Origin of the sequence: Sphingomonas sp. Leaf407 (genome assembly GCF_001425385.1) — a bacterium.
Lineage (GTDB): Bacteria > Pseudomonadota > Alphaproteobacteria > Sphingomonadales > Sphingomonadaceae > Sphingomonas.
In genome coordinates this window covers 384,892-404,746 of the sequence record NZ_LMQO01000002.1, presented here as the reverse complement: position 1 = coordinate 404,746, position 19,855 = coordinate 384,892, and the positions used below count along the sequence as shown (strand labels likewise).

General features: G+C 68.3%; 17 protein-coding genes. 12 read left to right on the top strand and 5 right to left on the bottom strand.

The features are described from left to right. Nucleotides 1-111: 111 nt before the first annotated feature. Both ASG37_RS08205 and ASG37_RS17315 read right to left on the bottom strand, forming a co-directional pair. Nucleotides 112-1,938, bottom strand: a complete 1,827-nt coding sequence (locus ASG37_RS08205) for an AsmA family protein (RefSeq protein WP_055758073.1) — start codon at nt 1,936-1,938, stop codon at nt 112-114. A 256-nt stretch (nt 1,939-2,194) separates the two neighbouring features. Beyond that, nucleotides 2,195-2,362 carry a DUF1674 domain-containing protein gene (locus tag ASG37_RS17315; protein WP_082448120.1) on the bottom strand — a complete coding sequence of 56 codons (168 nt, stop codon included), beginning with the start codon at nt 2,360-2,362 and terminating at the stop codon, nt 2,195-2,197. A 100-nt stretch (nt 2,363-2,462) separates the two neighbouring features. Here ASG37_RS17315 and ASG37_RS08200 point away from each other — a divergent pair, with 100 nt between their 5' ends. The 6 genes from ASG37_RS08200 (at nt 2,463) to ASG37_RS08175 (ending at nt 10,012) form a co-directional block, all read left to right on the top strand. Continuing rightward, entirely contained in the window at nt 2,463-3,725 is a 1,263-nt protein-coding gene (locus tag ASG37_RS08200; protein WP_055758071.1) for an RsmB/NOP family class I SAM-dependent RNA methyltransferase, read from the top strand. Between the two features lie 344 nt (nt 3,726-4,069). Next, nucleotides 4,070-4,729 (top strand): ribulose-phosphate 3-epimerase, encoded by a 660-nt coding sequence (rpe, locus tag ASG37_RS08195; RefSeq protein ID WP_055758068.1) that lies wholly within the window; start codon nt 4,070-4,072, stop codon nt 4,727-4,729. Next, nucleotides 4,726-6,462, top strand: coding sequence for a heparinase II/III domain-containing protein (locus tag ASG37_RS08190; protein WP_055758064.1), 1,737 nt, complete (start codon nt 4,726-4,728; stop codon nt 6,460-6,462). The genes rpe and ASG37_RS08190 overlap by 4 nt, the downstream gene beginning before the upstream one ends. A 70-nt stretch (nt 6,463-6,532) precedes the next feature. Continuing rightward, nucleotides 6,533-8,122, top strand: a complete 1,590-nt coding sequence (gene purH / locus ASG37_RS08185; RefSeq protein WP_055758061.1) for a bifunctional phosphoribosylaminoimidazolecarboxamide formyltransferase/IMP cyclohydrolase — start codon at nt 6,533-6,535, stop codon at nt 8,120-8,122. A gap of 282 nt (nt 8,123-8,404) precedes the next feature. Next, nucleotides 8,405-9,007, top strand: coding sequence for an HAD-IA family hydrolase (locus ASG37_RS08180; RefSeq protein ID WP_200909718.1), 603 nt, complete (start codon nt 8,405-8,407; stop codon nt 9,005-9,007). A 150-nt stretch (nt 9,008-9,157) separates the two neighbouring features. Further along, nucleotides 9,158-10,012, top strand: coding sequence for an Abi family protein (locus tag ASG37_RS08175; RefSeq protein WP_055758056.1), 855 nt, complete (start codon nt 9,158-9,160; stop codon nt 10,010-10,012). A 201-nt stretch (nt 10,013-10,213) separates the two neighbouring features. Here ASG37_RS08175 and ASG37_RS08170 read toward each other — a convergent pair whose 3' ends face one another. The 3 genes from ASG37_RS08170 to ASG37_RS08160 form a co-directional block, all read right to left on the bottom strand. Next, nucleotides 10,214-11,290 (bottom strand): serine hydrolase, encoded by a 1,077-nt coding sequence (locus ASG37_RS08170; RefSeq protein WP_235525149.1) that lies wholly within the window; start codon nt 11,288-11,290, stop codon nt 10,214-10,216. A 119-nt stretch (nt 11,291-11,409) separates the two neighbouring features. Then, nucleotides 11,410-12,999, bottom strand: a complete 1,590-nt coding sequence (gene nadB / locus ASG37_RS08165) for an L-aspartate oxidase (protein ID WP_055758052.1) — start codon at nt 12,997-12,999, stop codon at nt 11,410-11,412. 556 nt (nt 13,000-13,555) lie between these two features. After that, a complete protein-coding gene (locus ASG37_RS08160; protein WP_055758049.1) occupies nt 13,556-14,500 on the bottom strand; it encodes an ABC transporter ATP-binding protein in 945 nt (314 codons plus the stop codon). Nucleotides 14,501-14,587: 87 nt separating this feature from the next. Between ASG37_RS08160 and ASG37_RS08155 the strand changes: the two genes are divergently transcribed. From ASG37_RS08155 to thyA, 6 genes are all read left to right on the top strand, one after another. Beyond that, nucleotides 14,588-14,815 carry a zinc-finger domain-containing protein gene (locus tag ASG37_RS08155; RefSeq protein ID WP_055758046.1) on the top strand — a complete coding sequence of 76 codons (228 nt, stop codon included), beginning with the start codon at nt 14,588-14,590 and terminating at the stop codon, nt 14,813-14,815. Nucleotides 14,816-15,313: 498 nt separating this feature from the next. Further along, nucleotides 15,314-16,735, top strand: a complete 1,422-nt coding sequence (gene tldD, locus ASG37_RS08150) for a metalloprotease TldD (RefSeq protein ID WP_055758043.1) — start codon at nt 15,314-15,316, stop codon at nt 16,733-16,735. Continuing rightward, nucleotides 16,735-16,938, top strand: a complete 204-nt coding sequence (locus ASG37_RS08145; RefSeq protein WP_055758042.1) for a putative signal transducing protein — start codon at nt 16,735-16,737, stop codon at nt 16,936-16,938. Before tldD ends, ASG37_RS08145 begins: the two co-directional genes overlap by 1 nt. Before the next feature lie 147 nt (nt 16,939-17,085). After that, nucleotides 17,086-17,424: a P-II family nitrogen regulator gene (locus ASG37_RS08140; protein ID WP_055758758.1), complete on the top strand. Its 339-nt coding sequence runs from the start codon at nt 17,086-17,088 to the stop codon at nt 17,422-17,424. Nucleotides 17,425-17,435: 11 nt separating this feature from the next. Next, on the top strand, nt 17,436-18,794 hold the full coding sequence (locus ASG37_RS08135) for an ammonium transporter (RefSeq protein WP_055758756.1): 1,359 nt from the start codon (nt 17,436-17,438) through the stop codon (nt 18,792-18,794). 162 nt (nt 18,795-18,956) lie between these two features. Beyond that, nucleotides 18,957-19,853, top strand: coding sequence for a thymidylate synthase (gene thyA, locus ASG37_RS08130; RefSeq protein WP_055758039.1), 897 nt, complete (start codon nt 18,957-18,959; stop codon nt 19,851-19,853). The last annotated feature ends 2 nt before the right edge of the window (nt 19,854-19,855 follow it).

Here is a 19,855-nt window from a genome sequence, read left to right as displayed (position 1 = left end):
AACGGGCGCGATGCTATCACCGGCGTCGGCGTATATGGATCCCCGCCTGCGCGGGGATGACGCGGGGTTCGACGGCAAATTTCCCCTGCCAAAGTTGAATGTCGATCCGGCCTACCGCATCGCCCGCGCGATCAATGCGCCGCAGTTCGCGTCACTGGCCAGCGGGTCCTGCCGCCCGCCGATCGCCTTGCCCAGCATCCTGAGGACGCCGCCGACGCTCTTGGTGCCCGGCGGGATCGCAACTTGCGGCGATTGCAGCCGCCCCGTCACCATGACCGGCCGGTCGAGCCGCAACAGCGTCGCCTGTTTCGGTGCGCCGGTCAGCGACAGCGACAGCGTCTCGTCGGCAAGGTTCACTCGGCCCTGCCCTCGCGTCTGCGCACGCGACGTGTCGATCACCAGCGGATCGACCCGGCCGATCCCGTTGGTCACGTCGAGCCGCAGCGCGAGGCAGCGCAGCCGCGCCTGCGCATCGTCATCGGTCGTCACCCCGCGCGCTACATCGGCACCGAGCAGCGAGGCCAGCTTGGCGGGCAGCGTGCCATTGCTGGCGGCGAAACCGATCGTGCCGTCCGCCCGGCCGATCGCCGCGCGCACCGTATCGCCGCTGCCGACCAGCTTCAGCCGCGCGCGCAGCGGCGCGTCGACCGGCGCCCCCCCGGCAAAGGTCGAGATGCGCGAATCGGACAGCGTCAGGTCGAAGGTCGCGCGCGGCACGCGCCGCCCGCGCTGGTCGACGATCACTTGTCCCGCGATCTTCCCCTGCGACAGCGCGATCGTCAGCGGCGCGACGGTCAGCCGCCGATCGGCGATCGCTAGCGTCGCATCAAGGCCGCGCACCGCATCCGCCTCGCGCAGCCGGTCGACATGCACCGCCAGCCGCCCGTCGAGATTGGCGAGCTTGGCAAGGTTGATCCGCGTGCCGGGCACCACGCGCGACCCGATCCGCGCCTCGATCGCCGCCGCCCGCGCCCGCCCCTCGTCGGTTTCCAGATCGGCGAACGCCAGCGAGGCGAAGCGCAGCCGGCCGTCGATCTTCGTCGTGTCGCCATCCTTGGTCACGCTCGCCCGCGCATCGGACAGCCGCGACGCACCGATCGTCCCCGACAGCCGCTCGACCGTCCATGTCGGATCGTCGTGGCGCACCTTCGCGCTCAACCGCACCGGCTGCGTCCCGAACAGCCCGGCCTCGATCAGCGCATCGAGCGTCTTGAGATTGTCGGCGCGTGCGGTCAGCTCGACCGTCATCCGCTTCGTGTTGAGCGGTGCGGCCATCACCCCCTTGGCGTCGACGGTGATCGTCGGCCCGTCGACCCGCGCGACGAACGGCCAGTCGCCGTCGCTGCGGATGACCGGGCCGGTCAGCGACACCCGCACCGGGCGATCGTCGATCGCCCCGGTCCCGCTCGCGCGGAAGCCCTGATCGTTCGACGTGACCGTCACCGCGAATTGCCGGTTCTGCACCGCGTCGCGATAGTCGATCACGAGGTCGCGCACGGTCAGGCTGGTGATGTCCGACGCCGATCCGCCCTTGCCCCGCTTGTCGGGCGCCCAGTTCTTGGTGCCGTCCTTCGCGCGCACCATCGCCACCCGCCCGCCGTCGATTGCCAGCGCGGTCAGGTCGAACTTGCCGCGCAGCAGCGGCAGGACGCGGAAGCGCAGGTCGATCCGGTGGAGCCGCACCAGATCGCCGGGACCGGCCCAGCTCGGCTGGGCGATGCGCAAGTCACGCACGATCAGTGTCGGCGAGAACGACAGCGGCTGGACGCGCTCGATCGTCCCGATCGACACATCGGCCCCGAACCGCTCGGCCAGTTTCGCACTCACCCGGTCGCGCAGCACGCCCCAGGGAAAGGCGGCCAGCACCAGCAGCACGAGCAACAGAAGGGCGGCGATACCGCCCAGAAGATACCGCCAGAATCGGGGAAGCGAAGCCATGGAGCGACAAGCCCGAACCCGGCGGTTCGTTCCATGGGCGCAATGGAATTACTGACAGGGGTGAAGGTTGCGTACGCCCGACACCTCTTCCCCCAAAGCGAAGGAAGCACCCGACAACCGACCGCCTTCTTTCATCGTCACCCCCGCGCAGGCGGGGGTCCATAAACGCTGCCGTCGCGCAACCAGCCGAGACCCCGGCGTGTATGGATTCCCGCCTTCGCGGGAATGACGAGTGCAGGATGTCTTGCCACCCCCCCTAAAAATCGACCGCGATGCCCTTGTGCGTCCAGTCGCCATAGCGCGTCGGGCTGAGGCCCAAGGGATCGTCGGTGTCGTTTTTGGGCGGCAGCGGTTCGGGGGTGGGCACCGGCGGCGACTTGGAGAGATGCGCAGGCGGCTTCACATGAGCGGGGCGGTTGCCCATAGGGGAGTCCTTATCCGGTTCCGTCGAGCATGATCTCGGCGGACCAGCGACAGGATTCAAGTGATCGATCTTTTCATGCCCCGTTCGGAGGCGCGCTGACATGGCCCGCCCCCGCCTCGCTCCCGAAGCGCCCGGCGTTCCCGCCCGCCGCGCCGCGCTGCGCCTGCTCGATGCCGTGCTACGGCGCGGCCTGCCGCTCGAAGCCGCGCTCGCCTCGGCGACCGGCGATCTCGACCGGCGCGAGGATCGCGGGCTTGCCCACGCGATTGCCGCCGCCGTGCTGCGCCGCCTGCCTGATCTCGACGCGCTGATCGACAGCGCGACGCAGCGCCCGCTGCCCGACGATGCCAAGGCGCGGTTCGCGCTGCGCATCGCATTGGGGCAGGCGCTGGTGCTCGGCACCCCGCCGCATGCCGCGATCGCCACCGTGCTGCCGCTGGTCGACGGCGGCCCGCGCAAGCTGGTGCACGGCGTGTTCGGCACGCTGATGCGCGGCAACGCCCGCCTGCCCGATGCCGCCAGCCTGCCCGCCGATACGGATGCCCGCTGGGTAACGGCATGGGGCGAGGACATGGTCATCGCCGCCGCGCAGGCGATCGCCCAGCAACCTCCGCTCGACCTGTCGCTCAAGGGCGATAGCGGTCCCGAGGGCGTCACCCTCGCCCCGCGCCACCGCCGCCTTGCCGAAGCCGGACCGATCGCCGATCTGCCGGGCTATACGGCGGGCGACTGGTGGGTGCAGGACCTTGCCGCCTCGATCCCCGCGCGGCTGCTGGGACAGGGGCCGGGCACCGCGCTCGACCTGTGCGCCGCGCCGGGCGGCAAGACGCTGCAACTCGCCGCCGCCGGATGGGACGTGACCGCGCTCGATTCGTCGGCAGCGCGGCTTGCGCGGCTGGAGGAGAATATGGCGCGCACCGGCCTGTCGGCGAAGATCGTCACCGGCGATGCTTTGGTGTGGAAACCGGCCGAGCCGGCCGACGCGGTGCTGCTCGACGCGCCGTGCAGCGCGACCGGCATCTTCCGCCGCCACCCCGACGTCCTCCACCGCGTCCGCCCCTCGGTGATCGCCGAGACGGCGGCGCTGCAAAAGCGCCTGCTGGGCCGCGCCGCCGACTGGGTGAAGCCCGGCGGGCGGCTGGTCTATGCCACCTGCTCGCTCGAACCGGCCGAAGGCGAAGTGCAGCTCGACCGTTTCTTAAGCGAGCGCAGCGATTTCACGGTCGAACCGGCGCGCGTGGACGAACTGCCCGAAGGCGTCATGCCGCACGAACGCGGCTATGTCCGCACGCTGCCGGGCATGCTGGCCGAGGCCGGCGGCATGGACGGTTTCTTCGTCGTCCGTCTGCGTCGGGCCGGGTAAGGGGTTTCACGCGAAGGCGCGAAGGGCGCGAAGAAGTAAAGTAGATTGGTTCGCGCAGAGGCGCAGAGGCGCAGAGGAAGTATTGCCCCGGGCGACCCGCTCGCTATCGGGAGACGTTCCCACCGGACAGCCGCTACGCGGCGAACTCCGCCCCGAAAGCATTCTCTCCGCGCCTCTGCGCCTCTGCGCGAACCAATCTACTTTCTACTCCGCGCCTCCGCGCCTCCGCGTGAACCAGAACTTCTTCTCCCTTCGCGCCCTTCGCGCCTTCGCGTGAACCCAATCGATCGCCACACCCGCCCCGACCCTTGCCGCCCCCAAAGACCATGCTAGGACAACAACCTATGTCATCCGTCCGCATCGCCCCCTCGATCCTTTCCGCCGATTTCGCCCGGCTGGGCGAGGAGGTCCGCGCCATCGACGAGGCGGGGGCCGACTGGATCCATGTCGACGTCATGGACAATCATTTCGTCCCCAACCTCACCATCGGCCCGATGGTGGTAAAGGCGCTGCGCCCCCACTCCGCCAAGCCGTTCGACGTCCACCTGATGGTGACGCCGGTCGACCCTCTGATCGAGGCCTTTGCCGAGGCCGGGGCCGACATCCTCTCGGTCCATCCCGAATCCGGCCCGCACCTCCACCGCACGCTCCAGCGGATCAAGGCATTGGGCAAGCGCGCCGGCGTCGTGCTGAACCCCGCGACTCCGGTCGAGGTGGTCGATCAGGTCATCGACCTGGTCGATCTGCTGCTGGTCATGAGCGTCAATCCGGGCTTTGGCGGACAGAAGTTCATCGACAGCCAGTTGACCAAGATCGAAGCCCTGCGCCGCCGCATCGACGCGACCGGCCGGGCGATCGACCTGCAGGTCGACGGCGGCGTCGACCGCGTGACCGCGCCGCGCGCGATCGCCGCCGGGGCCGACTGCCTCGTCGCCGGCACCGCGACCTTCACCGGCGGCCCCACCGCCTATGCCGCGAACATCGCCGCCCTGCGCGGCGCATGACCGAACCGCCCCCGATCGACGAACCACGCGACGGGATCGACGTCGGCAAGCGGCTGGTGCGGCAGGGCGGCGGCACCGGGCTGTCGCTGTCCGAACGGGTGCGCGACAAGCTGCAACGCCTCGCGTGGCGCACCCCGCTGCACGGGCTGCGGCTGAAGGGCCGCCATCCGCTCAAGCTGATCGCGGTCGCCGACGATCCGTTCCTCGGCGATCTGGATCGCGGCGCGGCGCTGCTCGCGGGCAAGCTGATGGTGCGCGGCGAGGCGCTGCCGCTCGACCGGCTGGAACTGGCCCGCCCCAAATTCTCCGCCGCCTTCGCCGAACATCTCCACGGCTTCGCATGGCTGCGCGACCTCTCCAGCGTCGCGCCGCGCGTAACGGCGGTGCCGATCGCCGAGACGATCATGCTGCAATGGCTGGCCGATCATGGCGAGCGCATTACCGAGCCGGCATGGAACGCCGCCACCTGCGGCCGGCGGATGCTGTCATGGATCGCGCATGCGCCGTTGATCCTGTCGTCGACCGACCTCCTCTATCGCTCGCAGGTGCTGCACGCCTTTGCCCGCACCGCGCGCCATCTCGACGGCGAAGCGGGCAAGGCCCCGGCGGGGATCGCCGCGATCGTCGCATGGACCGGGGTGGTCGCCGCCGGCCTCGTCATTCCCGGCGGCGATGCCCGGCGCGCGTTCGGCGAAACCGGCCTGATCCGCGCGCTGACGACCAGCGTGTTCGAGACCGGCGGCCTCGTCGGCCGCTCGCCCGCCGATCAGCTCGACGCGGTGATGACGCTCGCGGCGTTGCGCGAAATCTATGCCGCGCGGCGGATGACCATGCCCGAACCGGTCGCCGCGCATCTGACGATCATGGTGTCGGCGCTGCTCGGCGTGTGTCACGGCGACGGTGGCCTGTCGTGCTGGCAGGGCGCGGGGCCGGTGCCGGGCGAGCGTATCGCCGACGTCGTCGCCGCCACCGGAGTCCGCACCCGTCCCTTACGCCATGCCGGCGACTGGGGCTATCAGCGGCTCGCCGCCGGGCGCACCATCGCGATCGTCGACGCCGCCCCGCCCCCGGTCGCCCGCGCCGCGCACGAGGGCTGCGCCTCGACGCTCGCGTTCGAACTGTCCGATGGTGGGCAGCGGATCGTCGTCAACTGCGGCGGGGCGAACATCGCCGCGCTGACCCTGTCGGCCGATCTGCGCCGCGCGCTGCGCTCCACCGCCGCGCATTCGACGCTAGTGCTGTCCGACACCAATTCGACCGCGATCCAGCCCGACGGCTCGCTCGGCAAGGGGGTCGGCGTGGTCGACATGGCCCGGCAGGAAAGCGACGCGATCAGCCGGATCGAGGGGAGCCACGACGGCTATGCCAAGCGCCTCGGCTTCCAGCACCGCCGCGTCCTGACCTTGAGCGCCGACGGCCGCGACGTGCAGGGCGAGGACATGCTGATCCCGACCGGCCGCCGCGCGCGGCGTGGCGACACGCCGTTCGTCGTCCGCTTCCACCTCGCCCCTGGCATCGCGATCGAAGCCGGCCCCGACGACCAGACCGCCTTCCTCCGTCTGCCCAGCGGCCCGGTCTGGCAATTCCGCGCGAAGGGCGCGCTGCTCTCGGTCGAGGAAAGCCTGTGGATCGGCCCCGACGGCCTGCCCGTCGAGACGTTCCAGTTGGTGCTGGCGGGCACCACCCCGCCCGGCGGCCACGACCTGTCGTGGCGGTTCCACAAGACGCGGTAGCGACCGGATCGCGATCGTCCGCCTCCCGCCCCCTTGCCCTCCCCCGCCATTCGCGCGAAAGGGCGCGCCCATGGAAAACGTCCCCGCGAAACGCGCCCTGCTCTCGGTCTCCGACAAGACCGGTATCGTCGATCTCGCCACCGCCCTTGTGGGCCACGGCGTCGAGCTCGTCTCGACCGGCGGCACTGCCGCCGCGCTGCGCGACGCCGGGCTCGCCGTCCGCGACATTGCCGACCTGACCGGTTTCCCCGAAATGATGGACGGCCGCGTCAAGACGCTGCACCCGATCGTCCATGGCGGGCTGCTCGCGGTGCGCGACAATCCCGAGCATGTCGCGTCGATGGACGAACACGCCATCGGCGCGATCGATATTGTCGTCGTGAACCTCTATCCGTTCGAGGCGACGGTGGCCAAGGGCGCCGACCGCGACACGATCATCGAGAATATCGACATCGGCGGCCCGTCGATGGTGCGCTCGGCGGCCAAGAACCATGATGCGGTGGCGATCGTCACCGACCCGGCCGATTACGCCGCGCTGATCGCCGAACTGGCCGAGACGGGCGGTGCGACCACGCTCGCCACCCGCCGCCGCTTCGCCGCCAAGGCCTATGCCGCCACCGCCGCGTATGATTCGGCGATCGCCCAGTGGTTCGCCTTCGCCGATCAAGGACAGGCATTCCCCGACACGCTCCCGCTCGCCTTCACCCGCGGTGCCGAGCTGCGCTACGGCGAGAACCCGCACCAGTCGGCCTCGCTCTATATCCCGCGCGGACCCAGCGCACGGGGCATCGCGCAGAGCCAGCAGGTGCAGGGCAAGGCGCTGAGCTACAACAACTACAACGACGCCGATGCCGCGCTGGAACTGGTCAGCGAATTCCGCGACGGTCCGCCGACCGTCGTCATCGTCAAACACGCCAACCCCTGCGGCGTCGCCAGCGGGACCACGCTGATCGAAGCGTACAAGGCCGCGCTGGCGTGCGACAGCGTGTCGGCGTTCGGCGGGATCATCGCGGTCAACCGGCCGCTGGACGGCGAAACGGCGCGCGCGATCAGCGGCATCTTCACCGAAGTCGTCGCCGCGCCCGATGCCGATGACGAAGCCAAGGCAGTGTTCGCCGCAAAAAAGAACCTGCGCCTGCTCCTGACCGGCGACCTGCCCGATCCGGCGCGCGGCGGCCTGACCGTCAAGAGCATCGCCGGCGGCCTTCTCGTCCAGTCGCGCGACGCCGGCAATCTGGCGCAGGTCGAATTGAAGGTCGTGACCAGGCGCCAGCCGACGGACCAGGAACTCGCCGACTGCCGCTTCGCATGGACCGTCGCCAAGCACGTCAAGTCGAACGCGATCGTCTATGCCAAGGACGGCAGCACGGCGGGCATCGGTGCGGGGCAGATGAACCGCCTCGAATCCGCCCGCATCGCCGCGTGGAAGGCGAAGGACGCCGCCGACAAAGCCGGCTGGGATGCCCCGCGCACCCTCGGCTCGGCGGTTGCGTCGGATGCCTTCTTCCCCTTCGCCGACGGCCTGCTCGCCGCGGTCGAGGCCGGGGCTACGGCGGTGATCCAGCCCGGCGGCTCGATCCGTGACGACGAGGTGATCGCGGCGGCCGACGAGGCCGGTCTGGCGATGGTCTTCACCGGCATGCGCCACTTCCGCCACTGAGGGTTCGGCGACGTCGCCCCGGCGAAGGCTGGGCGGCGTCGCCAATCCCCCCTCACCACAACCATCATCCCAGCGAAGGCTGGGATCTCTCGCGGTCAAGGCGCGACAAGCACCGCGAGAGGCCCCAGCCTTCGCTGGGATGACGTCCCTTGGGTAAGGTCTTGAGTAAGCGCTGACTTGCAAACGCTCCCCCCGACAGAGGAGGGAGGCAGCGAGAAAGAGCCACCCCCGTCACACCCCGCCGCAATTGCCTCCCCCGCCCGCCCCGGCTACCGGCATTCCATGCCGATGTTCCGCGATACGCCCTACGCCGCCTTCCTGTTCGACATGGACGGCACGCTCCTCAATTCCAGCGCGGCGGTCGAGCGCGTGTGGAGGCGCTGGTGCGAGCGCCACGGCATCGACGCCGACGCGCTGATCGCGGTCTGCCACGGCGTCCGCGGCGAGGACACGGTGCGCCGCTTCGCCACGCCGGGCATGGATGTCGACGCCGAGGCGGCATGGCTCAACGCCGCCGAGCTGGCGGATGTCGACGGCGTCGTCGCGATCGATGGCATCCGGGAACTGATCGCCACCCTCGCCCCGACCGACTGGGCGATCGTCACCTCCGCGCCGCGCAACCTCGCCGAAGTGCGTCTCCGCGCGATCGGTCTGCCCGTGCCACCGGTGTTCGTCACCGCCGAGGATGTGAGCGACGGCAAGCCCGACCCACAGGGCTTCCGCCTCGCCGCGCAGCGACTGGGCGTCGCGCCCGAAGACTGTCTGGTGTTCGAGGACTCGCCGGCCGGCGTCGCGGCGGGCAAGGCGGCGGGCGCCGCCGTCGCCATCGTCGGCCCGCGCGTCCCTGCCGACGAAGGCACCTACGCCATCACCGACTATCGCTGATCGGATCGAACGGCGGCACCCGGACGGCGACCGCCATGGACCGAAATACCGCTTGCGTTCGGCAGCAATCAATATCATGTTGGCTTCGTCATGGGCCGCCACACGCCCTTTTCGGAGGGGTGCAACAGGGCGGCCCTTCACTTTTTGTGCATGACCCTACGTCCCTATACCAAACCGCATATTTCGTCGGCAGCGCGCGTCGCGCATCTGCGCGCCCGGGGGCTGATCGTACCTCGTCCGGCGATCGCCGCGCGCAAGATCGACCTGATCGGGTACGAACGACTGCGCATCTACTTCATCAGTCGGCGTGACCAGACTGCGCCGGGACGCCCGTTCCGGCCGGGTACGCGGTATCATGACATCCTGCGCCTGTATCAGTGCGACATGGCATTACGCGACGCCTGTTTCGTCGCGGTCGGGCAATTCGAGTTGCTGTTTCGCAACGCCTTGTCCGAAACGCTGAGCGCTTCGTTCGGAGGACATCCCTATGATGATCCGGCCGCCTATCGCGACACGGCGACCAGGATCGAGGCGGTTCAGGCGTTCATGAGCGCCTATGCCGGATCGAAGGACCAGCGCGCGCTTCACTACCGGCAATCCTACGACCGGCCGACCTTACCGCCGATCTGGACGCTCAAGGAATTGCTGACCTTCGGCAAGACGGTATGGATCTACAAGCGGTTGAGCAACACCGTTCGCGGTGGCATCGCCGCGCAATTCGGGGTCGTGTCGGAGCCGGTATTCGCGAACTGGCTCGATTGCCTTGTCGATCTGCGCAACATCTGCGCCCATCATGATCGGCTGTTCAATCGCAGCTTCCAGAAACAGCCAAGCGTGTTGCGACGGGCGACCATACCATCAGCCCCCATCAAGAAGCTGAAAGCCCTGCTGCAATGTCTCGACCATCTGCTCGATCAGCGGGGCGCACCTTCGGCCATCACCGACAAGGTCGCAGCCATCATCCGCCGCTTCCCCGAGATGGACCCCACCGAAGCGGGGTACTGATCTTGCGGTCGACATTCAGGCATTCCGATGCAGCGCCTGATCGAAAGCGCGGCCTTCCTTCGTCACCCTGGACGTGTTCCGGGGTCCACCCCGCCGCGCACGCTGTCGATAGTGCATCGAGCGGTATCGATCGCCGCACCATGAACCCCGGAACACGCCGGCGGTGACGATGCGCGCGTGACGTCGTTTCCGGCTTGGCCCCTACCCGTGGACCGCCACGATCGACGACACCACCGTCTGGATCAACTGCTGGCGTTCGGGCACCGGCCGCGCGGTGTCGCCGATCATCACCGCGATCGCATAGGCCTTGCCGTCCGGGGCGGTGATGATGCCGATGTCGTTGAACCCGGCGGTGCGCCCGGCCAGATCCTGTCCGGTCCCGGTCTTGTGCGCGACGCTCCACCCGGGCGGCAGCGCGGCACGGATGCGCGCGCGACCGGTGCGGGTATGCGCCATCGTGTCGAGCAGCCACGCGGTCGATTGCTGCGACAGCAACATCCTGTGATGCAGCCGTGCCAGCGCATCGGCAATCGCCCCTGCCCCCGCGCCATCGGGCGGATCGGCGACATAGGCCTGATACGCCGCGCGCCGCACGTTGGGGTCGAGCCGCGAGCGCGCCAGCGCGAACGCATTGCCCTGCGAATATTCTTGGCGCCACGGCAGGCCGGCGGTCCTGGCCTGCAACAACCGCTCACCCGGACCGAAGCGGATATTGCCCAGCCCCCGGCTGGCGATGAAGTCGCGCACCGCCACCGGCCCGCCGACGAGGTTAAGCAGCTTGTCGTTGGCGGTATTGTCGCTCATCGTCAGCGCCCGGCGCAGCAGGTCGCCGACCGTCGTGTTGAACACGCCGTCCTTCATCAGATAGGCTATCGGCTGGTGGAACAGCGTCAAGTCGCTGCGCGTGATCGCGACCGGGGTGGTCAGCGCCAGCCGGCCCTCGTCGATCGCGCTCATGGTGGTCATCGCCACCCACAGCTTGCTGACCGATTGCTGCGGCATCCGCCGGTCCATCGCATGACCGACGACCCAGCCGTCATCGATGCTGCGCACCGCGATGCCGACATGGCCCTGAAACCCGCCGCCCAGCGCATTGATCGCCTGCACCAGTGCCGCTGGCGCGGGCCGGGTCTGCGCGGGCAGCGGCACTGCCACCGAATAGCGTTCGGCGCTGGCATGCGCCTGTGGCGGCATCGTCCGTGTCGCCACGCCGATCGCGCCGACGCTCACCAGTCCCACCGCCAGCATCGCTCCACGCGACCGGACCAACTTCTTCATACCTACGCCCATCACACCCCGCTACCCGCACCATGGTTGGTATCGGGTGAACGGCAAAGCGCGCGACCGAGTGGTTGCGACGAAATACCCGGTACGAACGACGAACCGCGAAACCGCTTTCAGGGCACCAGAATCGTGTCCACCGCCGCTGCCGCCGTCTCGGGGTAATCCAGCGTATAGTGCAGCCCCCGGCTTTCCTTGCGGTGCAGCGCCGATCGCACGATCAGGTCGGCCGACTGCAACAGGTTGCGCAGTTCGATCAGGTCGGGCGTCACCCGGAAATGCCCGTAATAATCGGCCACTTCCTCGTTCAGCATCGCGATGCGGTGGCGCGCGCGTTCCAGCCGCTTGGTGGTGCGCACGATGCCGACGTAATTCCACATGAAGCGGCGGATTTCGGTCCAGTTCTGCTTGATGACGACTTCCTCGTCCGAATCGGCCACGCGGCTTTCGTCCCACGGCCGGATCGCGGGCGGCGGCGGCAGGTCGCCCCAGCGCGCGGCGATGTCCGCCGCCGCCGCCTCGCCGAACACGAAACATTCGAGCAGCGAGTTGGACGCGAGGCGATTGGCCCCGTGCAGTCCCGATTGCGACACCTCGCCCACCGCATACAACCCGGGCAGGTCGGCGCGCCCCGCGCGGTCGATCACCACCCCACCGCAGGTATAATGCTGCGCCGGCACCACCGGGATGCCCTGCCGCGTCATGTCGATGCCCAGCCCCAGCAGCTTCTCATGGATGTTGGGAAAGTGCCCGCGCACGAACTCCGGGTCCATGTGGCTGATGTCGAGATGGACATAATCGAGGCCGAAGCGCTTGATCTCGGCATCGATCGCCCGCGCGACGATGTCGCGCGGCGCCAGTTCGGCACGGGGATCATAATAGGGCATGAAATTCTTGCCCGTCGTGGGATTGAGGAGCTTGCCGCCCTCGCCGCGCACTGCCTCGGTAATCAGGAAGTTCTTGACCTCCAGATTGTAGAGGCAGGTCGGGTGGAACTGCATGAATTCCATGTTCGACACGCGGCACCCCGCACGCCACGCCATTGCGATGCCGTCGCCGGTCGCGCCCCTCGGCGCGGTGCTGAACAGATAGGTCCGCCCCGCCCCCCCGGTGGCGAGGATCGTCGCCCGCGCGGTGTACAGCTCGACCCGGTCGGTCGCGCGGTTGAAGGCATAGGCCCCCCACACATTGCCCGCCCCCGAATAGCGCTGCTCGTGCCGGCTGGTCGCGAGGTCCACCGCGACCATGTCGGGCAGCAGCGTGATGTTGGGATGCGCCTTCGCCGCGCGGATCAGCGCTTCCTGCACCGCCCATCCGGTGGCGTCGTCGACATGGACGATGCGGCGGTGCGAATGGCCGCCCTCGCGCGTCAGGTGCAGTGCGTCGCCGTTCATGTTGAACGGCACGCCCAGCTTCGCCAGCCGCTCGATCGCCGCCGGCGCGCCCTCGACGACGAACTCCACCGCCGAGCGGTCGTTGAGGCCGGCGCCCGCGACCATCGTGTCCTCGACATGGTTCTCGAACGTGTCGCCGGGTTCGAGCACGGCGGCGATCCCGCCCTGCGCCCACGCGGTCGACCCTTCGTTCAGCGCGCCCTTGGCCAGCACCGTCACCCGGAACCGCTCGGCAAGGTTCAGCGCGGCGGTAAGCCCCGCCGCACCCGATCCGATGATGAGGACGTCGGACTGGCACGCATCGTTGGGCAAGGGGCTCTCCGCGGTTCGTTTCACCCCCGCCTACGCGGGTTTGCCGGCGGGTTACAAGGCGGTAGGGGGAGCCAGGCGTTCACGCGAAGGCGCGGAGACACGAAGGGGGTCCGGCGTCCCACAAGCGCCGCCGTTACCACAACCCGTTCACGACAACCACGCCAGCCACCACGAGCGAGCGCCCCTCTGCGCCTCCGCGCCTCCGCGCGAACCTCTTATCCACGCCAGCGATGACCCCTGGACACCCGCCACACCCATTTCGTCATCCCGGCGAAGGCCGGGATCCACCGCGCCGCGCACCCGCCGGCGTCGGCGCTCGCGGAACCATGGATCCCGGCCTTCGCCGGGATGACGGAGGTGATCGGATTGGGCGATGGTCCCGAAAACCCGGCAAGGCTGAAAGAAGGTTGTTCGCGCGGAGGCGCGGAGGCGCAGAGCGGTCCCGCCTGCCGATCACGTCCGCCACCATCACCGCCGGGGAAGAAACGAGGGCGCATCCGGCCACGCACCCCCTCCGCGTCTCCGCGCCTCCGCGTGAACCGGCCTTCTCAACCCCTCAAACGTTGGTCAGATTGAGGAACACATCCTCCAGATCGGCCTCGCGCGTCACTACGTCGACGATGCCGTATCCCTGCCCCGCGACCGCCGCCAGCACCTCGCCCGCGTTTGCCACGTCCTTGCGATACGTCACCGCCAGCACCCGCTCGCCCTTGCGCTCGACCTTCTCGAAACAGCCCGCATCGGGCAGCGCAGCCACGTCGCGGTCCAGCGTCAGTTCGACGACCTTCTCCTGCGCCAGCCCGATCAGCGCCCGCGTCGGCTCGTTCGCTACCACCCGGCCGTGGTTGATGATCGCGATCCGGTCGCACAACTGCTCGGCTTCCTCAAGGTAATGGGTGGTCAGCACCACCGTCACCCCAGCCACGTTCAACTCGCGGACGTAATCCCACAATTGCTGGCGAAGCTGGATGTCGACCCCGGCGGTCGGCTCGTCGAGCACCAGCACCGGCGGCGAATGGACCATCGCCTTGGCGACCATCAACCGCCGCTTCATGCCGCCCGACAGCGTGCGCGCATAGGCATTGGCCTTGTCCTCCAGATGCACCGCGCGCAACAGGTCCATCGTCCGCCGCTGCGTCTTGGGCACGCCGTACAGCCCGGCCTGGATCTCCAGTGTCTCGGACGGCGTGAAGAACGGATCGAACAGGATTTCCTGGTTCACGATCCCGATTGACGCCTTGGCGTTGCGCGGGTGCTTGTCGATGTCGAAGCCCCAGATCGACGCCGTGCCCGATGTCTTGTTCACGAGGCCCGCCAGCGTGTTGATGAGCGTCGACTTGCCCGCGCCGTTCGGCCCCAGCAGCCCGAAAATCTGCCCGCGCGGCACATCGAACGACACCCCGTCGAGCGCGCGCTTGGGTTCCGCCCCGCCCTTGCCCCCCGCATAGGTCTTGCACAGGTCGCGGATCGAAATGGCGGCGTCGGTGTGGGGGCTGGTCATGGCTGTGGCGATTACGCGCATGGGCGTGCGCCGCCAAGTGCCGATCCAACTTGTCGCGCGGCGGCCACGTTGCTATTCGCGCTATCCATGTTGCCACCGCCCGAAACCTTCCGCGTCACCTCCCCTCGCGTCGCCTGCGACGGTGGCGGCGAGATCGCGCCCGCACTCGGCCATCCGCGCGTCTGGCTCCAGATCGACGAGACCGGCTATGTCGACTGCGGCTATTGCGACCGCCGCTTCATCCTGGCGGGCAGCCCGGCCGACGGCGCGGACCAGTCGGCGTTGAAGGATCATGGGGACGGCGCGGGCCGCTAAGCCGGGCCGCCAAGACCGAACGCAGTTCGGGCGCGACCAGCGCCCGGCCGGCCGGCGCAGGGCAAGCTCGCCCTTGCCCTGCGACCGACGACGCGGCTTCGCCGCGGCGCGTCCGAACCCCCTGTCCTACACGCCTGCAACCTGACAGGCTCACGCACGTTCCTTGAATCGTGCAGCCCCCGACCGGCGACGATCAAGCCCTTGCTGCGCAAAGTCCAAGCCTGCGCATCCAGCCCGATCCGCCTGAACGAAAAGGTCACCCCAGCGAAGGCTGGGGTCTCAAGCGGCTCCTGCCCGTGCCATCACCAAGAGATCCCAGCCTCCGCTGGGATGACGCTTATGGCCGGATCGACTGCGAATACCGACAGACGGGCGGGAAATCGTTCGTGCCGGTAGGCCCGGTGTAAACTTGTACCCCCGAAAGTAGAAACTTCGGCCCCCCAAAGTGTAAACTTCCACCCCCATTCCCCCACGCCCGCCCCACCCTATATTGGTCAAATGACCCCAACCGATCCCCGCTCGTACCTCTATTCCGGCGACCTCGACCCCGCCGCCGCGCTGCGCGCCACGCAGGCGACGCTCGCAAATGCCGAGGACGGCGAACTCTACCTCCAGTACCGCCGCTCCGAAGCATTCGGCTTCGACGACGGCCGCCTCAAGACCGCGTCCTACGACACCAATGCCGGCTTCGGTCTGCGTGCCGTGTCGGGCGAGACGACCGCCTTCGCCCATGCCAACGAACTGTCCGAAGCCGCCATCCGCCGTGCCGGCGAAACGATGGCGCTGATCGATCCGGCGAAGGGTGCCAAGGCCCCGCCGCCGCGCGGGAACAACCGTCATCTCTACACCGCCGCCGATCCGCTCGACCTCGTGCCCTTCGCCGAGAAGGTCGCGCTGTGCCAGGCGATCGACGCGACCGCCCGCGCCCGCGACCCGCGCGTCTGCCAGGTTTCGGCCAGCCTGCTCGGATCGTGGAGCGTCGTCGAGATCGTGCGCCCCGACGGCTTCATCGCCACCGACGTCCGCCCGCTGGTCCGCCTCAACGTGTCGATCGTGGTCGAACAGAACGGCCGCCGCGAAACCGGCAGCTTCGGCATCGGCGGCCGCTATCTCTACGATTCGCTGATGGACCCGGCGACTTGGGCTCGCGCGATCGACGTGGCGCTCGCCCAGGCGCTGGTGAACCTCGACGCGGTCGCCGCCCCTGCGGGCGAGATGACCGTGCTGCTCAGCCCGGGCTGGCCCGGCATCCTGCTCCACGAGGCGATCGGCCATGGCCTCGAAGGCGACTTCAACCGCAAGGGCACCAGCGCCTTTTCGGGCCGGATCGGCGAGCGCGTCGCCGCCCCCGGCGTCACCGTGATCGACGACGGATCGATCGCCGACCGGCGCGGCTCGCTCTCGATCGACGACGAGGGCACGCCGACGCAGGAGAACGTGCTGATCAAGGACGGCATCCTCAAAGGCTATATCCACGACCGGCTGAACGCGCGGCTGATGGGCGTCGCCCCTACCGGCAACGGCCGGCGTCAGGACTTCGCCCATGCGCCGATGCCGCGCATGACCAACACCTTCATGACCGCCGGCAACGACGATCCGGCCGAACTGCTCTCGCGCGTCAAGAACGGCATCTTCGCCAAGTCGTTCGGCGGCGGGCAGGTCGACATCGTCTCGGGCAAGTTCGTGTTCTCCTGCACCGAGGCGTACCGGGTCGAGAACGGCCGGATCGGCGCCCCGATCAAGGGCGCGACGCTGATCGGTGACGGCCCCAGCGTGCTGACCAAGGTGCTGGGCGTCGGCAACGACTTCGCGCTCGACGAAGGCATCGGCATGTGCGGCAAGGCCGGGCAATCGGTCCCCGCCGGCGTCGGACAGCCGACATTGCTGGTCGGCGGGCTGACCGTCGGCGGCACTGCCTGATGGCGCTGGTCGAGCTCGGCCGCTTCCCGCGCGTCGAGGCGCAGATCATCGTCGGCCGGCTAACAAGCGAAGGATTGCCCGCGATCGCCTTCGACAGCGAAACCAGTTTCGCCGAGGGGAGTTGGTTGCTGGTCCCGGTGCGCGTCATGGTCGACGAGGATGACCTCGCTGCTGCCCGCGCGTTGCTTGCCGATCCTGCCTGAAAAATAGGCAACTCTGCCGCGTTGCACAATTTTACCGCTTGGTAACGATTGAGGCAGCGGCAGAACCGCCCGAAACGCGCCGTTCTCGCGATTGGCACGCCTCTTGCGATGGTGTCGCCCAAGGGAAACAAGCGACGAGGGGGCGACATGAAACTAGTCATCGCCATCATCAAGCCGTTCAAGCTGGATGAGGTACGCGAAGCGCTGACCGAGATCGGGGTCGCGGGCATGACCGTGACCGAGGTCAAGGGATTCGGCCGGCAGAAGGGCCAGACCGAAATCTATCGCGGCGCGGAATACAGCACCAACATGGTGCCCAAGATCAAGATCGAGGTCGTCTGCGATAGCGACATCGCAGGCCGCGTCGTGGAGGCGGTGCAGGTCGCCGCCAACACCGGCGCGATCGGCGACGGCAAGATCTTCGTGCTCGATGTCGGCCAGGCGGTGCGCATCCGCACCGGCGAAACCGATCTGACCGCTTTGTGATGGGGGGCATCATGAAACATCCAATGAAATTGCTGGCCGGTGCCGGCCTCGGCCTGTTCGCCGCGCTGCCCGCATGGGCGCAGGACGCCGCGCTTCAGGCACCCGCCGCCGCGCCGGCGGCAACCGTCGACAAGGGCGATACCGCCTGGATGATGGTGTCGACCATCCTCGTGCTGATGATGATCCTGCCCGGCCTCGCGCTGTTCTACGGCGGGCTTACCCGCACCAAGAACATGCTGTCGGTCATGACGCAGATCGGCGCGGTCAGCGCGCTCGCGATGCTGCTCTGGGTAATGTACGGCTATTCGCTCGCCTTCGGTCCCGACGTGTCGAGCGCGACGCTGGCCAATTTCATCGCCAGCCCGGCCAAGGCGTTCCTCGCCGGGGTCACGCCCGCGTCGCAGGCGGCGACCTTCACCGCCGGGGTCGAAATCCCCGAATATGTCTTCATCTGTTTCCAGATGACCTTTGCCGCGATCACCATCTCGCTGGTGCTCGGCTCGGTCGTGGAGCGGATCAAGTTCGCGGCGGTCATGGTCTTTGCGATCGTGTGGCTGACGATCACCTATCTGCCGATCGCGCACATGGTATGGGCGGCAAGCGGCTATTTCTTCAAGGCAGGCGCGCTCGACTTCGCCGGCGGCACTGTAGTCCACATCAACGCCGGCGTCTCGTCGCTGGTGCTGGCGGTACTGCTCGGCAAGCGCTTGGGCTTCCCGACCGAGCGCATGGCACCGCACTCGCTGACGCTCACCATGGTCGGCACCGGGCTGCTGTGGGTGGGCTGGTTCGGCTTCAATGCCGGCTCGGCGCTCGAAGCCAACGGCACCGCCGGCCTCGCCATGATCAACACCTTCGTCGCCACTGCATCGGCCGGCCTGTTCTGGATGCTCGCCGAGAAGTTCTCGGGGCATAAGGGTTCGGCACTGGGCTTCTGCTCGGGGATCATCGCCGGCCTCGTCGCGGTCACCCCGGCAGCGGGTAACTCGGGTCCGTTCGGCGCGATCGTGCTCGGTGCCGTCGCCTCGGTCGTCTGCTTCTTCGCCGTCACCGTTGTGAAGCCCAAGCTTGGCTATGACGACTCGCTCGACGCCTTCGGCATCCACGGGATCGGCGGCATCATCGGCGCGATCGGCACGGCGGTGGTCTATGCCCCGTCGCTCGGCGGCCCGGGTGCGGCGGACTATGCAATGGGCGAAAAGCTCGGCGTGCAGGTCTTCGCGGTGCTCGTCACCATCGTCTGGGCCGCCGTCGGCACCACCATCGCGTGGTTCGTGGCCAAGGCGCTCACCGGTGGCCGCGTCTCGAAGGAAGTCGAACTGGAAGGTCTCGACCTCGGCGAACACGGCGAACGCGCCTACAACATCTGATCTTTCTTTCAGGTGGCGGGGCGACCTTCCCCCACCCGACCAACAGTTTCCTCCTGCGGAAAAACACTGGGCCGGTGCGGCGACGCACCGGCCCTCTTTTTTATTGGCGGCCGCTGGCCTAGGCCGACGCAACCCTACGCCGTGAAGCGAAAGACCCCGACGATGCGCCACCCCGAACACCAGTATCTCGATCTGCTGGGGCAGGTGCTGGACCATGGCGACGAACGGATCGACCGCACCGGGGTCGGCACCCGCTCGATCTTCGGCGCGATGCTCCGCTTCGATCTGAGCCGGGGGCAGGTGCCGATCCTGACGACCAAGCGCGTCTACTGGAAAACGGCGGTCCGCGAGATGCTGTGGTTCCTGACCGGCAACACCAACATTCAGCCGCTGCTGCGCGACAACGTCCGCATCTGGACCGACTGGCCGCTCGCCGCCTATCGCCGCGACACCGGCGAGACGATCACGCAGGAAGCGTTCGAACAACGCATCGTCGAGGACGACGCCTTCGCCGCGCGCTGGGGCGATCTGGGGCCGGTGTACGGCAAGCAATGGCGCCGCTGGCTGGGCAGCGACGGCCGCGAGCACGACCAGATCGCCGATCTGGTCCACACGCTGCGCACCAATCCGTCGAGCCGGCGGATGCTGTTCCACGGCTGGAATGTCGGCGAACTGGGCCAGATGGCGCTACCGCCGTGCCACATGGTGTACCAGTATCACGTCACTTCGGACGGCCGCCTCAACTGCCTGCTGTTCCAGCGCTCGGTCGACCTGCTGCTAGGTGCCCCGTTCAACTTCGTCGGCGCGACCGCGCTGCAACTGATGCTCGCCGATCAGGCGGACCTGCGACCGGGGGAGCTGGTGTGGGTGGCGGGCGACGCGCACCTGTACCGCAACCATCTGGAGCAAGCGCACGAGCAGCGTGGGCGGGAGCCGAGGCCGTTGCCGACGATGCGGCTGGTGCGGAAGGCGGCGGCGATCGATGGCTATGCGATCGAGGATTTCGTTGTCGAGGGATATGCTCCCCATGCCGTGATCCGGGGCGAGGTGGCGGTTTGAGC

Bases quoted from the DNA above. Each gene is read 5' to 3' on its own strand.
- ASG37_RS08140 (WP_055758758.1), top strand. From the start codon at position 17,086: ATGAAACTAGTCATCGCCATCATCAAGCCGTTCAAGCTGGATGAGGTA.
- tldD (WP_055758043.1), top strand. From the start codon at position 15,314: ATGACCCCAACCGATCCCCGCTCGTACCTCTATTCCGGCGACCTCGAC.
- rpe (WP_055758068.1), top strand. From the start codon at position 4,070: ATGTCATCCGTCCGCATCGCCCCCTCGATCCTTTCCGCCGATTTCGCC.
- ASG37_RS08200 (WP_055758071.1), top strand. From the start codon at position 2,463: ATGGCCCGCCCCCGCCTCGCTCCCGAAGCGCCCGGCGTTCCCGCCCGC.
- ASG37_RS08160 (WP_055758049.1), bottom strand. From the start codon at position 14,500: ATGACCAGCCCCCACACCGACGCCGCCATTTCGATCCGCGACCTGTGC.
- ASG37_RS08135 (WP_055758756.1), top strand. From the start codon at position 17,436: ATGAAACATCCAATGAAATTGCTGGCCGGTGCCGGCCTCGGCCTGTTC.
- ASG37_RS08205 (WP_055758073.1), bottom strand. From the start codon at position 1,938: ATGGCTTCGCTTCCCCGATTCTGGCGGTATCTTCTGGGCGGTATCGCC.
- ASG37_RS08170 (WP_235525149.1), bottom strand. From the start codon at position 11,290: ATGAAGAAGTTGGTCCGGTCGCGTGGAGCGATGCTGGCGGTGGGACTG.
- ASG37_RS17315 (WP_082448120.1), bottom strand. From the start codon at position 2,362: ATGGGCAACCGCCCCGCTCATGTGAAGCCGCCTGCGCATCTCTCCAAG.
- ASG37_RS08180 (WP_200909718.1), top strand. From the start codon at position 8,405: ATGCCGATGTTCCGCGATACGCCCTACGCCGCCTTCCTGTTCGACATG.
- ASG37_RS08145 (WP_055758042.1), top strand. From the start codon at position 16,735: ATGGCGCTGGTCGAGCTCGGCCGCTTCCCGCGCGTCGAGGCGCAGATC.
- thyA (WP_055758039.1), top strand. From the start codon at position 18,957: ATGCGCCACCCCGAACACCAGTATCTCGATCTGCTGGGGCAGGTGCTG.
- ASG37_RS08190 (WP_055758064.1), top strand. From the start codon at position 4,726: ATGACCGAACCGCCCCCGATCGACGAACCACGCGACGGGATCGACGTC.
- ASG37_RS08155 (WP_055758046.1), top strand. From the start codon at position 14,588: ATGTTGCCACCGCCCGAAACCTTCCGCGTCACCTCCCCTCGCGTCGCC.
- purH (WP_055758061.1), top strand. From the start codon at position 6,533: ATGGAAAACGTCCCCGCGAAACGCGCCCTGCTCTCGGTCTCCGACAAG.
- ASG37_RS08175 (WP_055758056.1), top strand. From the start codon at position 9,158: ATGACCCTACGTCCCTATACCAAACCGCATATTTCGTCGGCAGCGCGC.